Annotated in this window: 15 protein-coding genes; 5 read left to right on the top strand and 10 right to left on the bottom strand. The window is 68.9% G+C overall.

Annotated features, from left to right (window positions below; translation table 11 throughout):
• Positions 1 to 225 precede the first annotated feature (225 nt).
• A complete protein-coding gene (locus ACWEK3_RS37755; RefSeq protein ID WP_453251786.1) occupies positions 226 to 558 on the top strand; it encodes a hypothetical protein in 333 nt (110 codons plus the stop codon).
• Positions 559 to 1,070: 512 nt separating this feature from the next.
• On the opposite strand, the gene ACWEK3_RS37750 is transcribed toward ACWEK3_RS37755, so the two are convergent.
• The 8 genes from ACWEK3_RS37750 to ACWEK3_RS37715 form a co-directional block, all read right to left on the bottom strand.
• The gene (locus tag ACWEK3_RS37750) at positions 1,071 to 1,598 is read right to left on the bottom strand and encodes an N-acetyltransferase family protein (protein WP_453251785.1); all 528 of its coding nucleotides are present in this window, start codon (positions 1,596 to 1,598) and stop codon (positions 1,071 to 1,073) included.
• 411 nt (positions 1,599 to 2,009) lie between these two features.
• Positions 2,010 to 4,967: an aminotransferase gene (locus ACWEK3_RS37745; protein WP_453251784.1), complete on the bottom strand. Its 2,958-nt coding sequence runs from the start codon at positions 4,965 to 4,967 to the stop codon at positions 2,010 to 2,012.
• Between the two features lie 66 nt (positions 4,968 to 5,033).
• A complete protein-coding gene (locus ACWEK3_RS37740; RefSeq protein WP_450542220.1) occupies positions 5,034 to 5,474 on the bottom strand; it encodes an Lrp/AsnC family transcriptional regulator in 441 nt (146 codons plus the stop codon).
• A gap of 146 nt (positions 5,475 to 5,620) precedes the next feature.
• A complete protein-coding gene (locus ACWEK3_RS37735) occupies positions 5,621 to 5,743 on the bottom strand; it encodes a hypothetical protein (protein WP_450542222.1) in 123 nt (40 codons plus the stop codon).
• A 683-nt stretch (positions 5,744 to 6,426) separates the two neighbouring features.
• Positions 6,427 to 7,443: an MASE1 domain-containing protein gene (locus ACWEK3_RS37730; protein WP_453251783.1), complete on the bottom strand. Its 1,017-nt coding sequence runs from the start codon at positions 7,441 to 7,443 to the stop codon at positions 6,427 to 6,429.
• Positions 7,444 to 8,100: 657 nt separating this feature from the next.
• The gene (locus ACWEK3_RS37725) at positions 8,101 to 8,658 is read right to left on the bottom strand and encodes a TetR/AcrR family transcriptional regulator (protein ID WP_450542225.1); all 558 of its coding nucleotides are present in this window, start codon (positions 8,656 to 8,658) and stop codon (positions 8,101 to 8,103) included.
• A 10-nt stretch (positions 8,659 to 8,668) separates the two neighbouring features.
• On the bottom strand, positions 8,669 to 9,250 hold the full coding sequence (locus ACWEK3_RS37720; protein WP_450542227.1) for a sugar O-acetyltransferase: 582 nt from the start codon (positions 9,248 to 9,250) through the stop codon (positions 8,669 to 8,671).
• 59 nt (positions 9,251 to 9,309) lie between these two features.
• Entirely contained in the window at positions 9,310 to 10,290 is a 981-nt protein-coding gene (locus tag ACWEK3_RS37715; protein ID WP_450542229.1) for an alpha-L-fucosidase, read from the bottom strand.
• 405 nt (positions 10,291 to 10,695) lie between these two features.
• Between ACWEK3_RS37715 and ACWEK3_RS37710 the strand changes: the two genes are divergently transcribed.
• Together ACWEK3_RS37710 and ACWEK3_RS37705 are read left to right on the top strand one after the other, a co-directional pair.
• Positions 10,696 to 12,903, top strand: a complete 2,208-nt coding sequence (locus tag ACWEK3_RS37710; protein ID WP_453251782.1) for a family 20 glycosylhydrolase — start codon at positions 10,696 to 10,698, stop codon at positions 12,901 to 12,903.
• A 42-nt stretch (positions 12,904 to 12,945) separates the two neighbouring features.
• Complete coding sequence (locus ACWEK3_RS37705; RefSeq protein ID WP_453251781.1) at positions 12,946 to 15,228, top strand: alpha-L-fucosidase; 2,283 nt, start codon at positions 12,946 to 12,948, stop codon at positions 15,226 to 15,228.
• A 234-nt stretch (positions 15,229 to 15,462) separates the two neighbouring features.
• Here the strand turns inward: ACWEK3_RS37705 and ACWEK3_RS37700 are convergent, their stop codons facing one another.
• The gene (locus tag ACWEK3_RS37700) at positions 15,463 to 15,948 is read right to left on the bottom strand and encodes a hypothetical protein (RefSeq protein ID WP_450542234.1); all 486 of its coding nucleotides are present in this window, start codon (positions 15,946 to 15,948) and stop codon (positions 15,463 to 15,465) included.
• Between the two features lie 456 nt (positions 15,949 to 16,404).
• Between ACWEK3_RS37700 and ACWEK3_RS37695 the strand changes: the two genes are divergently transcribed.
• Positions 16,405 to 21,039, top strand: a complete 4,635-nt coding sequence (locus tag ACWEK3_RS37695) for a S8 family serine peptidase (RefSeq protein ID WP_453251780.1) — start codon at positions 16,405 to 16,407, stop codon at positions 21,037 to 21,039.
• Between the two features lie 329 nt (positions 21,040 to 21,368).
• A complete protein-coding gene (locus tag ACWEK3_RS37690) occupies positions 21,369 to 22,367 on the top strand; it encodes a helix-turn-helix domain-containing protein (RefSeq protein WP_453251779.1) in 999 nt (332 codons plus the stop codon).
• Positions 22,368 to 22,692: 325 nt separating this feature from the next.
• Here the strand turns inward: ACWEK3_RS37690 and ACWEK3_RS37685 are convergent, their stop codons facing one another.
• Positions 22,693 to 23,097 carry an SgcJ/EcaC family oxidoreductase gene (locus ACWEK3_RS37685; protein ID WP_450547796.1) on the bottom strand — a complete coding sequence of 135 codons (405 nt, stop codon included), beginning with the start codon at positions 23,095 to 23,097 and terminating at the stop codon, positions 22,693 to 22,695.
• Positions 23,098 to 23,301: the final 204 nt, after the last annotated feature.

The raw sequence follows: 23,301 nt of genomic DNA, 5'->3' as shown, positions 1-23,301 counted from the left end.
GGGGAGACATCCGGAGCGGGTCAGCCTCCCCCGAGGCGGCAGCCGCAGCGGCTTCGCCCCGCTGCATCAAGCCGCCTGGCACGGCGCGGACTTCGCCGTCGTCTCCCGGCTGCTCGCGCACGGCGCCTGGCGCACCCAGCGAACTCGGGACGGGCGGCGCGCCGTAGACATCGCGCGCGAGCAGGGGCACGCACACCTGCTGGAGAGCTGCTGGAACCGGTCGGGGTGCGGCCGCTCCCCGCCCCCGCAATCCTGCTGGAGGACCACTTCCACGCGCTGCTGCGTGAGCGGACCGGCCGCTGCTTCGAGGAGATCGAACACCTGCTGCCGCCGGTGGCCCCCCTGACGGAGGGACCGGCCGTACGGATCTTCTTCCGGGTCGTCGGCATGATGGGCGGCTTCACCTACCGCCTGGAGCAGGACCACCTGCATGTGCACGGCCACTCCCGCATGGACGCGGACGACGGCGACGACTGCCGGGTGACCCCACAAGGCTGGACCAGAATCAACCCGCCCCACTCGGCCCCGCCTTCCCCACTCGCCCCCAGAATCCGCTGACGCTGCGTAAGCTCCGTTCTCGCGGTGCAGTCAGCGAGCAACTGGCCCTGCCCCGGCGCGGCCGCAGGTTCGAGAGCGGCGACCACGACGAGGAACTCCGGCGGGTCGGCCGTACCCTCATCGCCCGGCTCGATCCTCCAGCGCCCGGAGCGCCCGCTCCGCGAACAGCCTGAGGCGGCGCCACCCCTCCGCCACCGGCAGGCACCGCCTTGCCGGAGTTCAGACGGCCGGATAGGAGCGGTGAGGCCGTTTGCTCCGCAGTCTGGGGGCTTGATGCCTGGTGCACCGGGTAGAGAGGAGTTGTAGCCGGTTCGGTCCCGGAGGCGCGCACATGGCCACGCGTCCGCGGAGCCATTTGGCCTGGAGCCAGGGCGATGACGGCTTGGACGTGCTTGCAGTCCTCGCCGCGCTTCTTCAAGTGGCAACGACGAACTCGGCCCCGAGGGCGGGGCCCGTGCCCGGCAGGGACTCGATGATCTCCAGTCTGACCAGCGATCTGTCCGGTCAGATTACTAGCGGGGCTGCCTCCCGCTGGCGGAGAAGCGGGCATAGTACGTGAGGACCGGTTGCAGCCCCCGACGCTCATAGAGGCGCCGAGCACCGGTGTTGGCTGCAAAAGTTCCGATGAGTAGATCGCCGATGTCGAGCCTGTTCAGCTCAGCGTCCACCTCGTCGAGCAGCAGTGTGCCTACGCCGTTCCCACGCTCGGTCGATGCGACAGAGAGCGATTGGAGCTCGGCGATGCGGCTGCCAGTCACCCAGGTGTCGTCGGGCCCGGCGTGGATCTCCACGAAGGCGTAGCCGACCGCTTGGCCGTGACGTTCGGCGAGGAGGATGAAGGACCCCTCTTCCAAGATCCAACGCCGATAGCAGGAGCGGCGCAGTTCCCAGGAGCGCTCGTCCGGGAAATACGCGAACCCCGGTTCGATTGACTGGTGGTGAGCGTGCAGCGCGAGCCACAGAGGCTCCAGCCGGTCGATGAGCTCAGCACCTCCCTTGTGGAGGGTGACGTCACCGTGGATGTGGTGTGCCTGACTCATCTCAACGTCTTCCTCTTCTTGCCTTGACACACAAGACGGTTCCTTCCGAGCTGTCGGCTATGAGGCTCGGCCTTGATCAGTACGGTCAATGGCGTTGGTTCAGACGGTGGAGCGCCTGGGAGTCGCCGCCCACGCTCCGGATTTCCTCCGGTCGTCGGCGTGCCGGGGCGCCGGCGTCAGAGCCCCGTCCGTGGATGTGCTTGCCGGCGGTTGGGGATTGTCCTCGATGCCGTCCTGGAGGACATCCGGACCCGGACTGATGTCGCAGACACCGTGGGACGAGCCGCCTTCCGAGGTGGGTGCCGTACCCGCCGCCGCGGGTGCGAGCCTGCCCGAGACGACGACGGCTACGCCGACGGGCCGGCACCCTTCTCGGAGGCAGCGTCAGATCCGGCCACCGGACGTACTACGTCAGTGGGAGTGACCGAGTTGGGCGAGGGCGTGGTCCAGCATGTCGACGAAGAAGTCCACCGCGCTGGCGTCGATGCACAACGGCGGCTTGATCTTCAGGATGTTGAGGTGGTCACCGGTGGGCTGGACGATTACGCCGAGGTCGAGCATGCGGTCGCAGAGTTCGGCGGTCTCTTCCGTGGCGGGTTCCAAGGTGACGCGGTCCCGGACGAGTTCGAGGCCGAGGTAGAGGCCCGAGCCGTGGACAGCGCCGATGATGCCGTAGCGGTCGGCCAGTGCCTCAAGCCGGCTCTTCAGACGGCCACCGACGCGCACCGCATTGCCCTGGAGATCCTCATCGCGCAGGGTGTCCAGGACGGTGAGGCCGACGACGCTGGAGACCGGGCTGCCACCGGTGGAGGAGAAGAAGTAACCCTGGTCGCGGTACCGGTCCGCAACCGACTTGGACGTGATGACGGCGCCGAGGGGGTGCCCGTTGCCCATGGCCTTGGCGACACAGACGACGTCAGGGACGACCTGCTGCTGCTCGAAGCCCCAGAACCAGTGTCCCAGGCGGCCGTAGCCGACCTGGACCTCATCGGCGACGGCCAGACCGCCGTGGCGGCGGACCGCCGCGTACACCTCGGCGAGGTAGCCGTCGGGCAGGGCCACTCCACCGGCGTTGCCGTAGAAGGTCTCGCTGAGGAAGGCTCCTGCCGGGCGACCGGAAGCGGCCAGCTCGTCGATCACCGCGGCGGCTTCGGGCCCGTAGCTCACCGCATCCGCCCCGCGGTGCAGGCCGCGATAGGAATTGGGCGAGTCCACGGTGTGGACCCAACTCGGCCGGGTTGCCAGGGCGTTCGGGTTGTCCTGGAGTGAGGTGGAGATTGCGTCGGAGGCGTAGGTCCAGCCGTGGTATGCCTCTCGCAGTGCGACGACGTCGTGCTGTCCGGAGGCACCGATGGCCAGCCGCAGGCCCAGATCCACCGCCTCGGAACCGGAGTTGACCAGGAACACCGTGTCCAGGGGCTCGGGCAGCAGGGCGGCGAGGCGTTCGGTGAACTCCACCACCGAGGCGTAGTGGAATCGCGAGTTGGTGTTGAGCCGTCGCAACTGCCGGGAGACCGCCTGCTCGACGCGGGGGTGCGCATGGCCCAGCGGGGTGACGTTGTTGACGATGTCGAGGTAGGAGCGGCCGTCGGTGGAGACCAGATGGTGGCGCCAGCCACGCTCGATGCGGGGAGGTTCGGCGTAGTAGTGCTCCTGCACGGTCGCGAACACGGCGTCACGTCGGTCGAGCAGGTCCCTGTCCTGCGCACGGCCGGCGGCCCGGAGACCCATGAGCGGGGCGGGGTCTGCGGTGAGCGCGAGCCAGCCGACGGCGTATTCGGGGCGCACCGACGGAGGGACGGAAGGGCTGTCGGCGTTGCGCAGCGCAAGGTGGAGCGAGGTTCCGGTGGGGAGATGGGCGAGGTCCTCGCCCGCCTGGACCGTCGAGCCGGTGGAAACCACTGGGCGAACCGTGCGGGGGAAGGACAACGTCAGCGCCTGCGGGCCGTAGGCGATCTCCACACGGCCCGGTGCCGTGGCGAGGACCTTCCCCGCGGCTGGGGCCTGCGCCACGACCGGCCGGCCGAGCCACAGGTCGATGCCGGTGGGCACCGTGGGAGCGGAAACGGCTGACAATGCCGGAGCCTGAGTGAGCCGTGGATGCGCGTACCGGGTGGCCACCGCGGCTGCTCCGTCCGCGAGCGCGGCGGCCGAGAGCCTGTCCTCGGCGCCGGCGTCGAGCCAGGCTCCGTCGTCCATGGAGTCGGCGCCGGTGGACAGGTCGAGGAGGGTGATGTCGTCGGCGGCGAGGCCGCGCAGCAGGAAGTGCGCCGGTGCATCGGAGTGGGCAGGCACGTCGGCCAGGCCGATCGCGTCCTTGATGAGGTGGACCATCACTGGAATGGGCAGGCCGGTGGCCTGCTCGAATATGTGCCACTCGCGGTCGAGCGCGGCCTTGGCGTAGGCGTTGTCCTCGTCGACGGCGGCCTGGTGCCGCCCGCTGGCGACCAGGCCGGCCGCGCGCAGGACCACGAGCGGCCACAACGCCTCCGCCTCCTCCGGGGAGAGCGGCCGGACGGCGTGGAAGGCCCGGACGGCGGGCAGCACGTGATGGGGCTCGACCCCGTCGTGGTGGAGCATCGAGGAGAGCGATACGGCGAGTTCGCCCACCGCCCAGCTCGTGGTCACGTCACCGAAGTCGATGACTCCGTCGGGCATGGGCAGGCGGCTGTCGGGGGAGCAGATCAGATTGTCGTCGGTGAGGTCCAGGTGCACCGCCTGCGACGGCAGCACGGCGGCAAGCTTCTGGACCCGCGCCCAGGCGTCGGCGGTCGCGGCCTGAACGGCGGCGCGCCGCTCGGGCTCGTCGATGTGCTCTGCGAGCTTGGCGACGACGCGGTCGGCGTGCCGCAGGTCCCACTGGAGAACGCGCTTGAGGCCCGGGTGGTGGAAGTCGCGCAGGGCGGTGCTGACCTTTCCGGCGATCGTGCCCATGGCCGCCACCGTGCTCGGGGACAGGTGCCGTGGTCCCGAGAGTGGACCGCCGGGCAGGTATCGCATCAGCCGCGCGATGGCCGGCCCGCTCTCGGTGTCCACCGTCGTGCACTGCGGTGAGCCGTCGGGGCGGCGCAGGACGGTGGCGATGCGCAGTTCTGGGTGAGCCGCAGCGATCAGGTCGGCGGCGGTGTCCTGGGCTTCGATCTCCGTGGGGCCGAAGGCAGGGTTGGCGATCTTCAGAATGGCCAAGGCCGTGCCATCGTCGCCGTGCAGCAGGAAGTTGGCGTCCTGCTGGCTTCCCAGCGCCTGCGCACGCACGTCGATGCCAAGGTGTCGGGTGCCGATGTGCTCCGCCTGAGCCAGTGTCACCTGGGGTGCGGGGAGAGCGCCTTGGGCGAAGAAGTCGATGGTGCGGTACTCGTCGTGCGGCATGCGGGATTCCTCGGCTGGTGGGTGGAGCGTGGTGTGGGCAGGCCCGGCGCGGATGCTCGGATGCCTCTAGTCGACTTCCCACAAGAAGCGGTGGGTGTGAATCGCGAAGTAGGGGAAGGCCTCCACCGATGTGACGCCCTCGATGGCCCGTACGACGTCGTTGATGAAGTCCAGAAGATCACTAGGGCGACCGCGTACGACCTCGGCGAACAGGTCATAGCGGCCAGAGGTCAGGACCGTGTACACGACTTCGTCATGCCGGGACAGTTCATCGGCCACCGCGCGGGAATCGCTTTCGACGCGCAGGCCGAGGAGCGCCACCGTCTGCTGGCCCATGGTCATCGGGTCGGTCACCCCGACGATCTGGACCGTCTTGGTGTCGATCAATCGCTGCAGCCGGTGCCTTGCGGCCGAGGGCGACAGTCCCACCTTCGGCCCCAGCTCGGCGTAGGGGATGCGACCGTCGACCTGCAGCTCCCGCAGGATGGCGCGGTCGATGTCGTTCATGAAGGACCCCCCACCTCAGGTGCATGAACGGCAAGTCATGTAGTCGTTTCAAGCACGATGACGGATTATCTCGCTCGAATCAAGTGTTCTGACGACAGAATCGAGCGAATCCTGGCTCGCAGGCTCTTGTGGCGCGTCGAAGCCTGTCAGGTTCCCGGCCCTGCCGACTGACCAAGCCGACGCCGGCGGGCGCCCGGAATGCCGAGCGCATGGACGCCCATGCGGCCGGCGAGCAGCAGCCGGTCGCGGTCGTCGAGTTCGGTGATCACCGTGTCGGGGGTGACGTCATAGCGCCGGCGTCCGACTCCAGCGCTGAAGTCCGCCGCATCACAACCCCACCGGATCGAGGGGGAAGAGCGGGGACTCACGGTGAAAGCCGCCCCGCCCGGCAAGGCCGCCGTGTCGCTGTTCGCTCAGGTCGGCGCCCGAACCTGCCACGAAGGATCGCAGCTTTCCAAGCTGAGAGCACGCGTTCGATTCTCGTCACCGGCTACAGAGAGAAATCCCAGGTCAGTGGTCTGAGATTCGTCTTGCGCCAGTAGGAGAAGCCTGAGCGGGCGACGCCGTCATCGGCCTGGCCGCTCGCATCGGCGTTGTGGAAGCGGGACATGAGACGGGTGTGGGCACACGGCGAAGGAAGTCAGGACGAACCGGGGCGGCGTGGCTGGTGTCCGTTTTGCCGCTCGGCGAGCCGCAACACCCGGTAAACAGGATGCACCCGAGCCGCATCCCTGTCAGCCGCGTCACCGACCCGTTCGAACAGCACACCTAGCTAGGCGCATGCCTGCCCACCGCCGCACTCATCTGTATCTCGCTCTGACGAGATGGGCGCTGAGGTGAGGCGCTCGGCTGCTCTCGCGGCGGCTTCACCACCAAGCTTCACGTGACCCTTCCCGGGGTGGCGGCTCCCTGGATTGAGGCTTCGCGGTCCCCTGTGGCACTTGTTGATTGATCACGGTGGTCGGCTCCGTCCGCCGTTCTCCTCCCCGTCGCCCTGGGCGCCGGGAAGCGCTGGCGGGCCGCCAGTGTCTGGCGCAGTTTTCGCTACCATCTCGGCAAGCCTCTTGCAGGCCTGTTCGATCTTTGCCTGGGTCTGGTTTCGCTCGGTGATGGCCGCGGCGAGCAGCAGCGCGGTCAGCGCGGCGGCGCCGTTGAAGGCCTGCAGTGAAATCATGTTGGTGATCAGCGTGTGACTGGCGAACGGGCCTGTCCTGCGGGTGACGGCGAGGATGGCGAAGGTGGATACGGCCAGCGCGCAGGGCGTGGCTCCGGCGCGCTGGAAGCGGAAGGCTGCCCAGGTCAGCAGCGGGAAGCCAAGGAAGAGCAGCGGCGCGCGGGAGGTTTGGAGGAGGCCGACGCCGATGGTGGCCGCGACGAGCAGCGATACCTCCGCCCATCTGGATGGTGGTGTGTCCTTCGGCCAGCGGGCCGGGCGGAGGACGAGCAGCAGCGGCGCTACCAGCAGGACGCCCATGGCGTCGCCGGTCCACCAGACCCACCAGGTGAGCCAGAAGCCGCCGGGGGGCAGCGCGTGAGCGTGGTGCAGGGTGCTGCTGCCCACGGTCGCGCTGATGAGCATGCCGGCGAAGGCGCCGAGGAAGACCAGTGCGAGCGCGTCCTGGAGGCGGTTCATCTGGGTGCGGAACCCGGTGCGGCGAAGGAGTGTGTAGGAGATGAGGGGTGCGAGGGTGTTGCCTGTCGTGATGGCGAGCACGGCGGGGGTTGACGGTCCCAGTGGGATGTTGATCAGGAGGGCGCCGAGCGCGATCCCGGGCCAGACCCGGATTCCGATCAGGAGCAGGCCGGCCAGGGCGATGCCGGTCGGAGGCCACAGCGGCGTGACCTGGCCACGCACGAGCTGTTGGAGGAGTCCCAGCCTGCCGGAGGCGTAGTACAGCGCGGCAACGGCGACGATCTGCAGGGCCCGCAGGCCACCGCGCCGGAGCCTGTCGCGGCTCGCAACAGTCATCGGGACGTCTTCCCCTCGGCCTTGCTCCGTTGTCCATCGTCCGCTGACCCTGCCGGATCCACCACACCGCCGCCCATCTGTGTGACATTTCGCAATGTGTGCTGCCGGGACGGGTGACCGCTCTGGGGGCGATTTCGCGACCCGTCGGTTTCCGCCTCAACCGCATTGCTGTGAGTCTGTGCGGCTTCAGCGCGGGGTGGGCAAGGCAAGGATGGCCATGTCGTCGTGCGCGCGCGACGAGGGCTGCTGGAGGGAAACCGCACGGCCGCGCCACCGCCGGGATGAGGAACGGTGCGCACCTCCGTCTACGGCGCCGTCCACAGCTCACACCCCCTGTTACCTGAGCACACGGCCGTCATAGGCGAGCCGCCAGGCCTCGTGTGCATCCTTCGGGGAGCGACCTGGCCGCCATCGTCGGCAGGTCGCGTTGCTGGTGGCGTCACGCTTCGTGTGGATCTGCGGGGGGATCGGAAGCCACCCCTGCCATGCTCGGGCTCACCACCGGACCGCGCACCGCACGCCGGCGGCGGCAAGAGGTCGACGAAGCCATGAGCGAGCCCGGCCCGTAGGCCGGTCTGATCGCAGCGGTCTCCGGTCGGGGGAGCGGAAGGGGATGGAAGCCCGTGGGGCACCGGTCAGGTTCGTGCCGCACGGGGGTCAGCGGGAACGCTCCCCGGGTGCGGTGATGCGGGTGATCGCTTCGAGCGTCAGGGCCTGGTCGTGCGGCTGGCGCGAGAGCGCTCGGTGCAGAGTCAGCCCTTCGATGAGCGCGTCGAGCTGGCGGGCGGTGTCCGCGTCGAAGTGCTTCTCCAGATGGACGCGGCTGCGGCGCATCCACTCATGCGTGAGTTCCCGATAGGCGGGCTGGCGAGCGGCGAGCGTGTACAGCTCCTGCGTGAGTACCAGGTCGCGCCCGTCGCCTTCGGACAGCGAGTGGACGAGGTCGGCCACCGCCTGCCGGGCCTGGCCGGGGTCGGCCGGAACGCAGAGGTGGTCGTCGAACACGGCGACGATATGGTCGGTGAACCGGCCGAAAGCTTCACGCAGCACCTCGTCCATGCCGCTGAAGTGGTAGGTCATGGATCCCAGGGGGACGCCGGCGCGCGCGGCGACCTTGCGGTGGGAGACGCGGGCGATGCCTTCCTCGGCGATGAGGTCGAGGGTGGCGTCGAGGATGCGTGCGCGGCGCTGGGGGTCGGTGTATCCGGTGGCCATGGCGGCAGGCTCACAGGCTCCGTACCACGCGGGCGGGGTTACCGACGGCAACAACGTTCGCGGGCACGTCCTTGGTGACGACGGCGCCGGCGCCGATGACGGAGTTGTCACCGATGGTGACTCCGGGCAGGACGATGGCGCCGCCGCCGATCCACACGTTGTCGCCGATGGTGATCGGACGGGCGGCTTCGAGCTTGTCGCGCCGCGGCTGCGGCTCCAACGGATGGGTCGGGGTCAGCAACTGGACGCCGGGGCCGATCTGGCAGTCCTCGCCGATCGTGATGGCCGCGACGTCCAGCGCCGTGAGGTTGTAGTTGACGAAGGTGCGCGCTCCGACGGTGATGTTGCTGCCGTAGTCGACGTGCAGCGGCGGACGCAGATGGGCCCGCTCACCCAGGAAACCGAGCAGTTCGCGCAGCAGCGGCTGTGCGGCGTCGGAGTCCTCGGTGTAGGCGGCCTGGTAGCGGGCGGCCAGGCGGACGGCCCGCTGCTGGCGGCGGGTGATCTCGGGATCGTCGGTGATGTAGAGATCGCCCGCCTGCATGCGCTCCAGGTTCGTGCGCGGATCCTGCGCGGAGTGGTCCATCTGCATGCGCGTCACCTACGTCTACGAGTGTACGAACGTACACTCCCGCGGTCCGGTCAGGCAGGTCAGGCGACTTGCTCGGTGCGCAGACGCGCTCCGACCGCCCGGAGGAGGTCCTGCTCACGCGGGGGTATGACGCCGTCCGCCCGGGGGCCCACGTTGAGCAGCAGATTGCTGCCGGCAGCCCAGGCCCGTCGTACGGTCGACTCCAGCTCATCCACCTTCTTGTACGCGTCGTCGTCGGGTACGTAGCCCCAGGTCCTATTCATGGTCAGGCACGTTTCCTTGGGCCCGTCGAGCACGGTTGCGGTGTTGAACCCAGCGGTGTTCTCGCCAGGCAGGTCGTTCTCGAATCCTTGGACATCCTCCCCAGGCGGCAGTGGGACAGACTTGCGGTTGTTGAGGACCACGGCATCGGGCTGGAGCCGGTGGACCATGTCATACAGTTCGGGATAGCCGTACTGGCCCCCGGGAGCAAACCAGTCTCGGTGGTCCGTGTGCCAAGACGATCCGGGCCAGTCACCGTCGAACCAGACCTGGGCGAGTTCGCCGTACTGAGTGCACACCTCCTCGACCTGGCCGTGGAGGAACACCAGATAGTCCTCCCACGCCATCCTCGACTCAGTGCGGAAGCGGAACGCTGGATGGTGCCAGTCGATCAGTGACACGTAGGCGCCCAGCTTCAGTCCTCGTTGTGCACAGGCCTGGGCCAGTTCGGCCAGCGCATCACGGCCGAACGGTGTCCTGGTGATCTTGTAGTCGGACAGTGCCGTGTCGTAGAGGGAGAAGCCGTCATGGTGCCGCGTCGTGACCGTGATGTAGCGCTGCCCCGCCTCCTCGGCCAGGTTCACCCAGGCCTTTGCATCGAAGCCTGGTGCTGTGAAGTCATCAGCGAGGCGGGAGTACTCCTCCCGGGATGTGCGGGCCTCGAACATGTTCCACTCGCCCAGTCCGTGCAGTGCGTAGAGTCCCCAGTGGACGAACATGCCGAACCGTGCTTCGCGGTACCACTTGAGGCCACCTGCAGAGGCCTGGAGTGCTGCCATGTGATCCTCCTCAGTCCTGGGCCCAATTCCGTTGGTGATCTGCCCGTAGTCCGCGCTGTTGACCCGTCGGGCTGTTGGCCGTGACAGCGAGCCGCTTCCAACTTGGCTGAGAGCTGTCCAGTTGGCACGGGGGCGGTGTCCAGGAAGAGAAGAAGCTCCTGGTAGATGGGGTTTGTCGACCAAAATCAACCTGCTCGCCCGGAGCTTCACGTGCTCGTCTGCCCATCGGGGGATCGGTCTGTCCAGCTCGGTTCAGCGCCGAAATGGCCGTCAACGGAGAGGGGTCTTCGGTGCGTGATTGTGCGCGGATAGCGCGACTTTACGTCATCTTCACGCAGCTGCCCTCTTGTAGGCGCCACACCCCACGACTACCTTCGTCCAATCAAACTGCCCCAGGAGGCGGCTGTGCGCCGAATATCGGTCATTCTTGCGCTGTTCCTCGCGGTAGTCATCGGATCTCTGGGCGGGCAACCCGCGCTGGCAGACGGGTCGGCAGCCGATCCGCCGCCTGTCGTCCCGAGACCGACGGCCTGGAGCAGTCTGGGCGGCTCCGTCTCCCTCACCGCCGACTCGCGGATCGTCGTGGACCCGCGGGCGCGCTCGCGCACGCGGACCCAGGCGGGCAGCGCGGAGCTGCCGGGACCGGCCCGGCAGACGGTGCAGGAACTCGCCATGACGCTGCGTGCCGAGATCCAGCAGGTCACAGGGCTGCGGCTACGCGTCACGAGCGATGAGCGCGATCCGGCCGACGGCGACATCCTGCTCGGGCTGGCCGACGACACCGCGCTCGGCGCCGAGGGCTATCGGTTCGCCAGCTCCGGCGCGATCCGTGTCGAAGCAGCTTCCACTCACGGACTGTTCTACGCAACGAGGACGCTGCTCCAGATGCTGCGGGCCGACCCGCGGCACCGGGCCGTACCGCGCGGCCGCGGCCTCGACCGGCCCGCCCAGCAGGTGCGCATGGTCATGCTCGACGCCGGTCGCAAGTACTGGCAGCCGGACTACCTCGAGAATCTCATCCGCAGGATGGGCTATCTCAAGCTGAACACCCTGTTCCTGCAGTTCTCGGACGCGGAGGGCTTCCGGCTGTTCAGCCGCAAGTTCCCCGGGCTCGCCGACCCCGCGCACAGCTACGACCGCGCCGACATCGAGCGGCTGAAGGCGGTGGCCGCCCAGCAGCACGTGCAGTTGATGCCCGGCATCGACGTCCCGGGACACGCGACGGTGATCAGCAACGCGTTCGGGATCGGCTTCGGCGACGGGCCCGACCCGTGCACCGGGGCGCACACGCACTCCCACCTCACGCCGGACTGGATCCTCGACCTCACCAACCCGCGCACGCTCCAGGTGACCCGGAGCATCGTGGACGAGTTCGCGGGCTGGTTCGACGCGCCGCTGTTCAGCATCGGCGCGGACGAGCTGCCCGGCCAACTCGCCAACTGCCCCCGGCTGAAGCGGTACCTGGACGCCGATCCGACGGTCACCACGATGGGCGACGCGCTGAACGCGTACATCAACGCCCTCGACGACGTCGTGATCCGCCACGGCAAACGCACCGCGGTCTACAACGGCTCGGAGCACCTCGCCGCACCGCAGCAGTCGGTGCACTCCTCGGTGGTCTTCCTCACCTGGGAGGGGACGGGGACCGCACCCGTGATCCCGAACCACGACGAGATCGCCATCGGGCCCTTCTACGTGACGCCGAACAACTACCACAACCTCTATCCGAACGAGTCCTGGATGTACGGTGGTTGGACGCCGAGCACCGCCTCGGACATGCTCGGCTCCGGGCTGATGAACTGGGCCGACTACAACTTCTGGGCCGCCGACGGCTACTTCGAGCAGAACATGGCCGCGGGCCGCGCCATCCTGGCCGACCGGGCCTGGAACGCCTCGGTCCCCACCGACACTCTGAGCGACTTCCGTGCCCGCGTGGCCGTGCTCGGCGACCCGCCCGGCGTGACGACCGCGTCCGAGCCGCCCAGGACCGGCGACGGCCGCCCCAGCCACCACTGGTCCTTCGACTCCGCGCCCTACCCGAGTGGCTGGACCTACGCCAGCCGTTCGCCGAACACGATCACGGCCGAGGACCTCGCCGGCGACCTGCCCGGTACCTCGTACATCATCAACAATCCGACGCTGATCAACGACGGAGTACGCGGCCAGGCCTTCCGGTTCGACAGCGACCGCGACGGCGTGGGATTCGGCGGTCTGGACGTGGCCGAGCCGTGGACCGTGTCGACCTGGGTCCGGCTCTCCGGACGCACCAGCGACCAGGTGCTGCTCAGCTCGCGCACCGGCGCGCTCAAGCTCCAGCAGTACGGCACCGGCAAGGTCGGATTCACCCGCTACGGAGCAGCCGACTACAGCTTCGACTACACCCTGCCCCTCGGGAAGTGGGTCCAGCTGACCTGGGTGACCGAACCCGGGCACACCACGCTGTACGCGGATGGCACGCGCGTGGGCACAGTCGACGCCTCCGTGCCGCTGCCGCTGCGCTCGATCGGCACCCCGCAGGCAAGCCTGCGCGGAGACCTCGACGAGCTCTTCACCTGGGACGAAGCACTCGATCCCGGGCAGGTCCAGGCCCATTACGCCGACTACCGCCCTTGACCGCGAACGTTGACGAACGTTGACGAACAGGGAGGAACCACAGTGATCCGGCAACGTGACAGACGCCGTGGACGCCGCACAAGACGCACCGCCGCCAGTTGCGCGGCCGCGCTGGCTGCCATCGCCGCCACCATCGGGGCCTCGCCCACGGCGAGCGGGCCCGGACAGCAGGCGGTGACGCAGGCGCAGCCCGACTACGAGCCCACGGTCGCCTCGCTCAACAGCCACCCCACGCCCCGGTGGTTCAACGACGACAAGTTCGGCATCTTCATCCACTGGGGCGCCTACTCGGTGCCCGCCTGGGGCCCACGCGGCAGCTACGCCGAGTGGTACTGGAACTACATGAACTCTCAGGGTAGCCCCACGAACGCCCACCACCGCGACACCTATGGGGCCGACACCCCCTATGACAGCTTCATCAACCAGTGGAAGGCCGAGAAGTTCGACCCGGACTCCTGGGTCAAGCTGTTCGACGATGCGGGCGCCAAGTACTTCGTGCTGACCTCCAAGCACCACGAGGGTGTCGCCCTCTTCGACAGCAAGGTCAGCGGCCGCGACACCGTGGACCTGGGACCCGGGCGCGACCTGGCCGGCGATCTGTTCAAGGCCGCGCGCAAGGACGGCAAGCTCAAGACGGGCTTCTACTACTCGTTGTACGAGTGGTACAACCCCTCGTACACGGGCAAGCCGGTACGCAATCCCTACACCGGGGCCACCGTGCCCTACACCGGAGCGCCGCAGGTCGCCGACTACGTCGACGACTACATGGCGCCGCAGATGCGCGAGCTCATCGACAACTACGACCCCGACATCCTCTGGTGCGACGGACAGTGGGAGAAGCCCGCCTCGTACTGGAAGACGGCGCCCGTCATCGCCCACTTCTACAACCAGGCGAAGGACCGCGCGCAGCCAAAGGACGTCGCCGTGGCCAACCGCTGCAAGATCCAGACCGGTGAGCTGGACAGCACGGAACTGGACTTCCAGACGCCCGAGTACACGGTCAAGCCCGACATCGACCCGGTCAAGTGGGAAGCCAGCCGTGGCATCGCGCACTCCTACGGCTACAACCAGAACGAGACCGAGGCCGACTACTTGACCTCTGATCAGCTGGTGGACTCGCTGGTCGACATCGTCAGCAAGAACGGCAACCTGCTGCTCGACATCGGACCGCGCGCCGACGGCACCATCCCCGAACTCCAGCAGCAGCGGCTCCGGGACATCGGCGCCTGGCTGAAGACCAACGGCGAGGCCATCTACGGCACGACGTACTGGAACCACGCCGAGGAACCCGCCGGCGGTGACAACGTCCGCTACACGGTCAAGGACGGCGCCCTCTACGCGACCGCGCTCAGCTGGCCGGGCGACCACCTCACCCTCGGTCCGGACGTCCCGGCCGACCACAGCACCCGCATCACGCTGCTCGGCTCGGACGGAGCGGAACTCCCCTGGCACCGGGACTCCGCCGGACGCGTCGTCGTCGACACCCCGGCCGCCGGTCCCGCGGCCACCAGCAGCAAGTACGCCTACGTCTTCAAGATCAGCACGCCGGGCGTCCAGACCCTGCTGCGTACGCGCGCCGATCTGCCGAAGGAGGTCCATCCGGGCCAGACCGTCCAGGGGACGCTCGATGTGACCAACACCTCCCGCAGCCAGGCACCGCAGACGGACATCACCCTCGACGCACCAGCAGGCTGGGCCGTCACCCCCGGCACGACCCGCGTCGCCCCGCTTCAGGGGGCGGGCGAGAGCCGGATCCCGCTCACGGTGACGGCACCCTCCGACAGCGCACCAGGGACGTACCCGATCAAGGTCACGCTGCGCAACGGGCGCCTGACGACGACCGCAACCCTCCAGGTGACGGTGGCGCTGGAGAACCTCGCCCTGGGCCGGCCCGCGACGCAGAAGGCGACGGCCTGGGACGCACCCGCCTCACGGGCCGTCGACGGCAACACCGACGGCAACTTCTCCGCCGGGTCCGTGACGCACACGGCGGAACCTTCCGACCAGGCCTGGTGGCAGGTGGACCTCGGCACCGCATCCCGCCTGTCCACGGTCGACATCTGGAACCGCACCGACTGCTGCGCCAACCGGCTCCGGGACTTCTGGGTCATGACATCGGACCAGCCCATTACGGCGGACCGCCTGGACGCGGCCCGGACCACGCCCGGCGTGACGGCGGTCCACGTCACCGGGCAGGCCGGACGCCCCACGTCCGTGCAGCTCCCGGAGGACACCACTGGCAGGTACGTCCGCGTCCAACTCGCCTCCTCAACCGACCCGTTGTCGCTCGCCGAGGTCCAGGTGCGCGGACGGCCGGCAAGCTGACGAAGGAGGGATGACCCAGGCGCCGCGTCCTCATCGCTCGTCGGCGATGAGGACGCGGCGCGCGGTGACAGCGGCCGAACGGACCGAGGCCTCGCTCCCGCTGCCAGATGTTCGGCCGCGCAGGATTCGAACTTCTACGCAAACGAGTCCTGTTGGCGTGACGGAGCATCGCGGCCCCGTGTGAACGCCAATCCGCCCGCCTGTGTCTGCCGCCTCGCCCTGACCTGCACCTCGTCAAAGGGCACATGATGCATGTCGTCGTCGGCGTCGCAGCACCACAGTCCGGAGTGGCCGACTCCGAGCCGGGCCGCACGGGCGGCGGAAGAGACGGTCCGCTTGAACAACGAGGGCTTGAACACCCGCACGTCCGGCGGGAACACACGCGTGGTGGAGCAGATCTCCTGGGTGGGAGAGTTGCCGTCGAGCCGCCGCAGCCGCCTCCACATGGCACGGGACGACGAGCAGGGCGGTGGCGAGCGCGGTGGTGAACGCCTGCCCTGCCTGTTCCGGGGTGACCCTCGCCAGGGCGTCCAGCCGTGTCGGCGCGTCCTGATAGTCGAGCCCGAGCAGCAGACACGCGGCCGTTTCGCCGAGTTCGGAGGACGCCGACCGCGGGTCGAGCGAGACCTCGCGGAACCCGGCCAGCTCCTCTGCGAGTTCCTCCTCGGTGACTCCGGCCCTCGCCATCCGCAGGGCCTCCTGCCACAGCAGCTCGGCCACGCGCTGTTCCTGGCCCTCCCGGGCGTCCAGACACAGGGTGTACTCGCCCTGTCCCGCCGTGAGTACCGGCTGCGTCCTGCCGCGGTCAGGCCGTGGGCCGCGCGGCAGCGGAAGGCGCCGCCCTGCCGGCGGGGGACCCGTCAGCACCAGGTCGGCGTTGTCCGCCTGGAAGTAGCGGGCCGCGACATCGCGGACGGCGTCGGCGGGGACGCGGTCGGGCCCTGGCCCGTCCCAGGAAGCCAGTCCGGCGCCGACACCGCGATGTCCGACGTATCACACTGGCCGCCGGTCGACGTCCGTTCCGTCCGACCTGCCCTACCCGTCGTACTCCCAGCGCCGGCGGGTCGGTTGTCGCCGTTGCGACATGTCCCACCTGTGCCACAGGAATCTCGTTCCTGCCCGAATCGCTCGCGCTAGAACAGGTGGAACCCCCGAAGCGAATCGGAAGGTCTCACCTTGTCTCACATATCCCGTCGAAGACTGGCCGCGATCGCGGCCAGCGCGATCGTCCCAGCCGCGCTGGCGCTGCCACCTGGGGAAGCATCGGCGGCCCCCTCAGGTGACCAGGTCAAGGTGATTGTCGAGTTCGACGGCCCGACTGCCACAGGCGTCGTCGGCCCAGCCACGGTGGCGCGCTCACACGGCAACCTGACGCAGACGGCGAGGCGCAACTTCCACGCCGAGTACGCGGGCGCCAAGGCCACCGTCGAGCGTCAGCAGGACGCCGTCATCAGCCGGCTGAGCGCGGCCGGCGTCAAGCTCAACAGCCATCATCGCGTCACCGGAGTGCTCGACGCCGTCGTGGCCGAGGTCGACCCCGCAGCGCTGTCGAAGCTGCGAAGCACCCCCGGCATCTCAAGGGTCACCGTCGACGCCACCGCGCACATCCTCAACGAAGCGAACATCCCCGCGACCGGAGCGCCCCAGGTCTGGGAGAAGTCCGACGCCAAGGGCGCCCACATCAAGGGCGACGGCGTGACCGTGGCCGTGATCGACACCGGCATCGACTACAGCCTCCCCGACCTGGGTGGAGGCTTCGGACCCGGACACCGCGTCGTGGACGGCTACGACTTCGTCAACAACGACAACGACCCCATGGACGACAACCTCCACGGCACCCACGTGGCCGGTACCATCGGCGCGGGCGGCGCGAACCTCACCGGGATGGCGCCCGACGTGACCCTCACCGCATGGAAGGCGATGGACCGCGGCGGCAGCGGCACGATCGCCAACCTGCTGCTGGCCCTGGACGCCGCCACCGACCCGCTCAGCGCCCACCCGGCCGACGTGGTCAACATGAGCCTGGGTATGCCTGGCGACGGCGCGGACCCGGTCGGGCGCGCCGCGACCGCGGCCGTGCAGCAGGGCACCATCGTCGTCGCGGCCGCGGGCAACGCCGGCCCCAACAGCCAGACCATCAGTACGCCGGCCGCCGCGCCCGGCGTGATCGCGGTCGGTGCCGATATCACCGGCGTCAGCGACCCGACCCTCACCCTCGACGGTGACACCCCGCGCAAGCTCGACGTCACGCGATTCCCGCTCTCGGCGAACGCGCCATCAGGTGGAATCACCGCCAAGCTGGTTGACGTGGGCGACGGCTCCGAGGCGGGGTATGCCGCCGCGGGAGATGTCACCGGAGACATCGTCGTCATGCAGAGCCACCCGGTGACGTCTCTCGGCGATGTGCTCGGCTACCACCTCGCCCAAGCCACGATCGCCGAGCAGCACGGCGCCGCCGGAGTACTGCTGTACGGCGCGAGTCCGACCGACCCCGGCCAGGGCGGCGGAGGCGGCGGTGTCTTCGGGCAGACCCGCGTGCTCGACAACGGCGGATTCGACCTGCGGCGCAAGAGCCTGGTGATGATGAACATCTCCTCGGGGCTCTACCAGACGTTCAAGAAACAGGTGCTCGCCGGCATCGCCAAGGCCACCATCGGGTCGACCGACCAGACAGACAAGCTGGCGGGCTTCAGCTCACGAGGCCCCAGCGATGCGATGACGCTCAAGCCGGAGATCGTCGCCCCGGGCTTCGAGATCATGTCCGACATCCCGTCGTCGTTCGACGTCGACGGCAATCAGTACCGCAGCTCTGGCACCTCGATGGCCTCGCCACACGTCGCCGGCGCGGCGGCACTGATGGTCCAGGCGCATCCTGAGGAGACGGCCACACAGGTCCGCGCGGCGCTGATCGGCAGCGCCCAGCCCCTGGCGTCCAGCGACGCCAAGGCCTCGCCGTCCGCTCAGGGCGCAGGCAAGCTCGACGTCGCCGCAGCGGTCGACCAGCACGTCACCGCCGCCCCCGACGCCGTCTCGTTCGGTCTGGCCGACATGTCCGGCAGGGGCAACCCCACCGAGACAGTGGTCCTGCACAACAGCGCAGCCACCGCTGTCACCATCGACCTGGCCGTTCAGGCATCCGACGCCAGCACTGGGAAGGCAACCCTGTCGAAGTCCAAGGTGACCGTCGCTGCAGGCCGCGACACGTCGGTGGAGCTCACCATCAACCCCACCATCGACACCACCGACGGCGAGACCTCCGGCGTGCTGGTCGGCACCGTCTCGGACGGCACGACCGTCAGGGTGCCGTATGCCGCATACGTGCGTCGACTCCAGATCCAGGCGACTCCTTCGCCCGCGACCGGGCAGAGCCAGGTCTTCGTCTACTCCCCGATGGCGCCCGACGGCGCGATGACGCTCACCACAACCGCGCCGTCCGGCGCCGCGTCCACGACCTCGCTCACAGCCGTGGGTGACAACCCGGGCTGGTACCGCGGAACCGTGCCGCTCGGCGAGGTCGGCACCTACCGCCTGCACGCCAAGACGACCGTCGGCGGCCGCACGCTCACCGGCGACGCGGTCATCCAGTCCGAGCAGAAAGACCAGCCCGGCGACTGGGAGCAGGTCGGCCTGCTCGGCACCGGCGAGTCCGTCGCGATGTCGCCCGGCGCTCCGGGGACGGCGCTGGCGACGGCACCGACCGGGGTCAACCCCTTCCTGACCACCGACTACGGCAAGACCTGGACCCGCGTCCGGAGCATGCCGGTCGCCGACGGATGGGGGATCCCGGTCGCCGACACGTCGACGCCGGGCGGCTTCTTCGTGGCGCTCAACAGCGCCGCGGGAAGGTCGGTGTTGGATCCGAGCTACCACGGACGCATCGTGCACACGCCCGACGCCGGGAACACGTGGACCGTGCTGCCGTTCCCCGACGTCGCGATCAGTAAGCTGGTCGGCCACCGGTCGGCCCTCGCGGCGATCGTCGACGACGGGGCCTACCTGAGCACCGACGCCGGGCAGACATGGCGCCACATCCCCGCCAGCTGGGCCGGCAACGTCACCGGCGCCGCCTTCTCCGGCAGTGACCTGCTCGTGTCGACCTCCAACGGCATCTACCGCGTGGCGGACGCGGCGGGCGGCGGCACCGAGGTCGTCCGGACCTTCACACCGAACGGTTCCTCCCAGTTCGTCAGGACCATGGCTGCCGACGACAACGCAGCAGTCGGGGTCGGTTTCAATGGCAACGCGATCGTCTCGTCCGACCACGGGGCGACGTGGACCGACAAGGGCCCCAGCGGACAGGGCTACGTCACGTCCATGGCTGCCGTCGATGGCTCCATCTACCTCAACGGGCTGAGCTCGTTCAGCACGAGCACGGACGGTGGCGAAACCTGGACGTCGCACCCACTGCCGGTGCGTGGCCCGGTCGCCATGGACGTCGACCACTGGCCGGGCCGCCCCGCCAGCGACGTGCTGATGACGATGGAGGGCGCCGGGCTCTACCACACCCAGGACGGCACCAAGTGGACCAAGTCGGGCATTTCCGCAACCACCGTGACCGGTGTCTCGGTCGGCACCGCCAGTGACGGCACTCCGGTGCTGCGCGCGGTGGACGGCGAGGGCATGCACGTGCGGGCGCTGAGCGCCCTCTCCGCTGACGCCCAGGACTGGGGGTCCATCGGCCACGAGGGCATGATCGGCACGCAGCTGAGGCAGGTCACGCAGTCGCCCGTAGGTGACCGCAAGGTGTGGGCGATCGGCAACAACGCCACCGGTGGCGCCGTGATCAAGACCGGCGGACCCGACGCGACCGACGCCAACCTCACCAAGGTAGGACCGAAGGCCGAGTTCACTCCGTTTGCGCTCGCAGTGTCGCCCATCAAGCCGCAGACCATCGCGGTTTCCTACGGCACCATCAGCGACGCCGGGTTCATGGTCTCCCACGACGGCTTCGCCACCTGGCGCACCCACGCCGACGGGCGGCGGATCAACCAGATCCTGTTCGACCCCAGCAACGCCGACCGGATCTGGCTGGCAACCGATGACGGCCTCTACCGCACCGACGACGGCGGCGAAACCGAGAAGCAGCTCACCACCACGCCGGTCAAGTCGGTGTACGTCGACCCCGCTGACCCCAGCCACGTGGTCGTTGGCAAGCAACCAGGCGTCGCCGTCAGCTTCGACGGAGGGGCGACCTTCGCCGACGCCACGATTCCGGACTCGTACGCCAACATTGTCGCTCTCGTCGGCGTGACGGTACCGGACGGGCCGAAGGCCGGTGCCCCGCTGCTGGTCGCCGGCAGTGCGGCGTGGCGACCGCACGGACTCACGGCGAACGGGTCAGGAGCGTTCGTGAGCGCCGACGGAGGTCGGACCTGGACGCCGGCCGGCGCCGGTCTCAACGCCATGTCGATCCGCTCGCTCACGGTCAGCCCGGATGGGAAGGCCGTCTACGCCGGCACCGACACCGGTGGCGTCCACCGCACCAGCACCAGCGCGTTGGTGCCGCCGGATGTCGTCGTGACGCGCACCACCCTCACGACGCCAGCGCCCATCAAGGTGGGTGACAAGCCGAAGATCTCGGTCCAGGTCACCCCCGCCGGCCCCGGGCCGGTGACCGGCACCGTTGTCGTCCACATCGTCCGGCAAGGCGGCGGGGCCTCGTACTCCGGCATCGTCAAGCTCGGCGGCGGCAAGGCCGACTACCGTATGCCGGCCATCGCCACGGCGGGCACGTACGACGTCGTCGCGACCTACCAGCCGACCGGCTCCTACGCGACGTCGACCGGGACCACGACCTTCGTGGTCAGCTAGCGCGACACGCCCTCCCAGGCCAATCCGGTGCTGGGAGGGACGCGACCCGCGGCCCCCTGCCCGGACCCGGTCCGGGCAGGGGGCCACGGGCGCTTACGGGTCGGCAGGGATCCTGCCTTGCCGTTCTGGTGCCTACGTGATGCTCCGCGTCATCGCCGAGGACGGCTCGGGCAACAGCTTCCGGCAGACGGTCCGACAGGTTTGTCTGCAGGGGTCGTGACGTCGGAAAGTCCGGTGGGCGGGCGGGCCGCTGTACGGCCCGCCCGCCTCCCTGTGTAGTAACGTCTTCAACCGCCCAGGCCAGTGGCGAGCGGGGAGGACGGGCCGAGGTGCTCGAAGCAGCTGGGGTCTCACACGTGCAGGAGTCGGTGTACCGGCTCCTCGTGACGTCCGGCCGCGCGACGGTCGACGACATCGTCCAGCGCACGGCCCTGCCCCGAGACGAGACCGCACGGATCCTCGACACGCTCACCACCATGGGCCTGGCCAGCCACACCGACGGCGCACCGCGCGTTTTCCGTCCGGTCCCGCCCGACGTGGCCCTCCTGCCCCGCATCAAGAGCGGCACAGACGCGCTGGACCTCGCGCGTGTGGAGGCGGCCCGGCTCATCGAGACGTACCAGGACACGATGCGGCGGCACAACGCCGGGCAGCTCCTCGAGGTCATCACAGGTGCCGAGGCGCTGCGCCAGCACCTGCGGCAGATCCAGACGAACGCGCGAGAGGAGATGCTCTGGTTCTGCAGGGCGCAGTACGTCGCGATGCCGTCCGGCACCAACCGGGAGGAGTTCGAGGCCCTGGCCCGTGGCGTCACCTACCGCGTGCTGTACGAGAAAGCGTTCTTCGACGACGAGGGAACCGTTGACAACGTAGTCGCGGGCGTCCGCGCGGGCGAGGTCGCCCGCTCCGTCCCGCACCTCCCGCTCCGCCTGGCCGTCGCGGATCGCGCGGTCGCGATTTTCCCGCTGGTGCCCGGCGGCCCCAACGGTAGCCCCGACGAACCGACCACGGCACTGGTCCGTGACAGCAATCTGCTCAGCGCCCTGACCGCCCTCTTCGAGAGCTACTGGGACGACGCGGTCCCACTGCACGTCGACGACTCCGGCGCCCTGGAGCAGGTCGACACCGAGCCGTCGGCCCCCCTCTCCCCGACCGACCGCAAGTTGCTGTCCCTGCTGGTCGCCGGGGTCGCCGACAAGGCCATCGCCTCCCAGATGGGCCTGAGCCGCCGCACGGTCCAACGCCACATCCAGCGCATGATGGAGCACGCGGGAGCGGACACCCGCATGCAACTGGCCTGGCAGGCGGCGCGCCGCGGCTGGCTGTGAACGCGACCGGGAGAACACCCCCCCTCGGTGCCTTGCTCCTCGATCCCCAGGGCCTGGCCGAGACCGACACGCGGGAGGCTGATCCGAGGGGTCGATGTGCCATCGTCATCCCTCACTGCTTATCGGTGACGACCGGGCCCTACCCGAAACGATCGCCGTGCTTCTCGCGACAGGAGCCCGACCACGCGACCGAGCTACGTGACCCATCGCGTAGTGCCAGGTCTCGTGATCCACTTTCGGCAGCCGCTGATCGACAAAGCTCAGCAGGCGGCGGTCGGCTGAACCACCCCGTTGATCAGACGTACAGCCGATCCCTTGGGATCGATCAGTCGGCGACGACCGCCGTGTTCTGGCAGGCGGTCAGCAACCAGCGGCCGTCGTCCTGCTTGGACATCACGTACAGCGGGGCACCCTCGCTCGCGTCGCCCGGGGTCAGGTAGAGCTGACGGACCTTGACCGCCGCGACGTCGGGGCGAATGAAGAACACGTGGACCACCTCGTAGGTGACCTTGCCGTCCCAGTCGTCCGCGGGGAGGACCTTGCGGGTGAACTCGGAGATCGCGTCGAGGCCTATGAGGACCTTGCCGCCGCTCGTCGTCCAGATCGCGTCGGGGTGGAAGAGGGTGAGGAACTCGTCGGGGTCCTTGTGCTGTTGTGAGTGCTCGACGGTGGCTACGACCTGTTCGATGGCTTCGATGTCTGCGGCGTGCGCCGTGGATTCCGTGTTCATCGAGGTACCTCCGAGGAGACCCCTGCTTTCAGGCTGGGGAGGAATCGGACTCCTGCGGAGCAGGGCAGGGAGTGGCGAATCGCCGCTGGGCGATTCGTTGTCCACTGCCCGGATTCCAGCAGATCGTCACAGGCTGATTTGATAGTTTGTGAGGTATGACGGCCATTCAGGTGAAGCGGGCGTTCAAGTACCGTTTCTATCCGA

Source organism: Streptomyces sp. NPDC004721 (assembly GCF_053601495.1).
Note: the sequence above shows the minus strand (reverse complement) of the source record. Positions and strands in the feature narration are given on the sequence as shown.

Excerpts from the sequence above, each read along its gene's own strand:
- ACWEK3_RS37750 (WP_453251785.1), bottom strand. The coding sequence starts at position 1,598 with ATGAGTCAGGCACACCACATCCACGGTGACGTCACCCTCCACAAGGGA.
- ACWEK3_RS37745 (WP_453251784.1), bottom strand. The coding sequence starts at position 4,967 with ATGCCGCACGACGAGTACCGCACCATCGACTTCTTCGCCCAAGGCGCT.
- ACWEK3_RS37740 (WP_450542220.1), bottom strand. The coding sequence starts at position 5,474 with ATGAACGACATCGACCGCGCCATCCTGCGGGAGCTGCAGGTCGACGGT.
- ACWEK3_RS37730 (WP_453251783.1), bottom strand. The coding sequence starts at position 7,443 with ATGACTGTTGCGAGCCGCGACAGGCTCCGGCGCGGTGGCCTGCGGGCC.
- ACWEK3_RS37725 (WP_450542225.1), bottom strand. The coding sequence starts at position 8,658 with ATGGCCACCGGATACACCGACCCCCAGCGCCGCGCACGCATCCTCGAC.
- ACWEK3_RS37720 (WP_450542227.1), bottom strand. The coding sequence starts at position 9,250 with ATGCAGATGGACCACTCCGCGCAGGATCCGCGCACGAACCTGGAGCGC.
- ACWEK3_RS37715 (WP_450542229.1), bottom strand. The coding sequence starts at position 10,290 with ATGGCAGCACTCCAGGCCTCTGCAGGTGGCCTCAAGTGGTACCGCGAA.
- ACWEK3_RS37685 (WP_450547796.1), bottom strand. The coding sequence starts at position 23,097 with ATGAACACGGAATCCACGGCGCACGCCGCAGACATCGAAGCCATCGAA.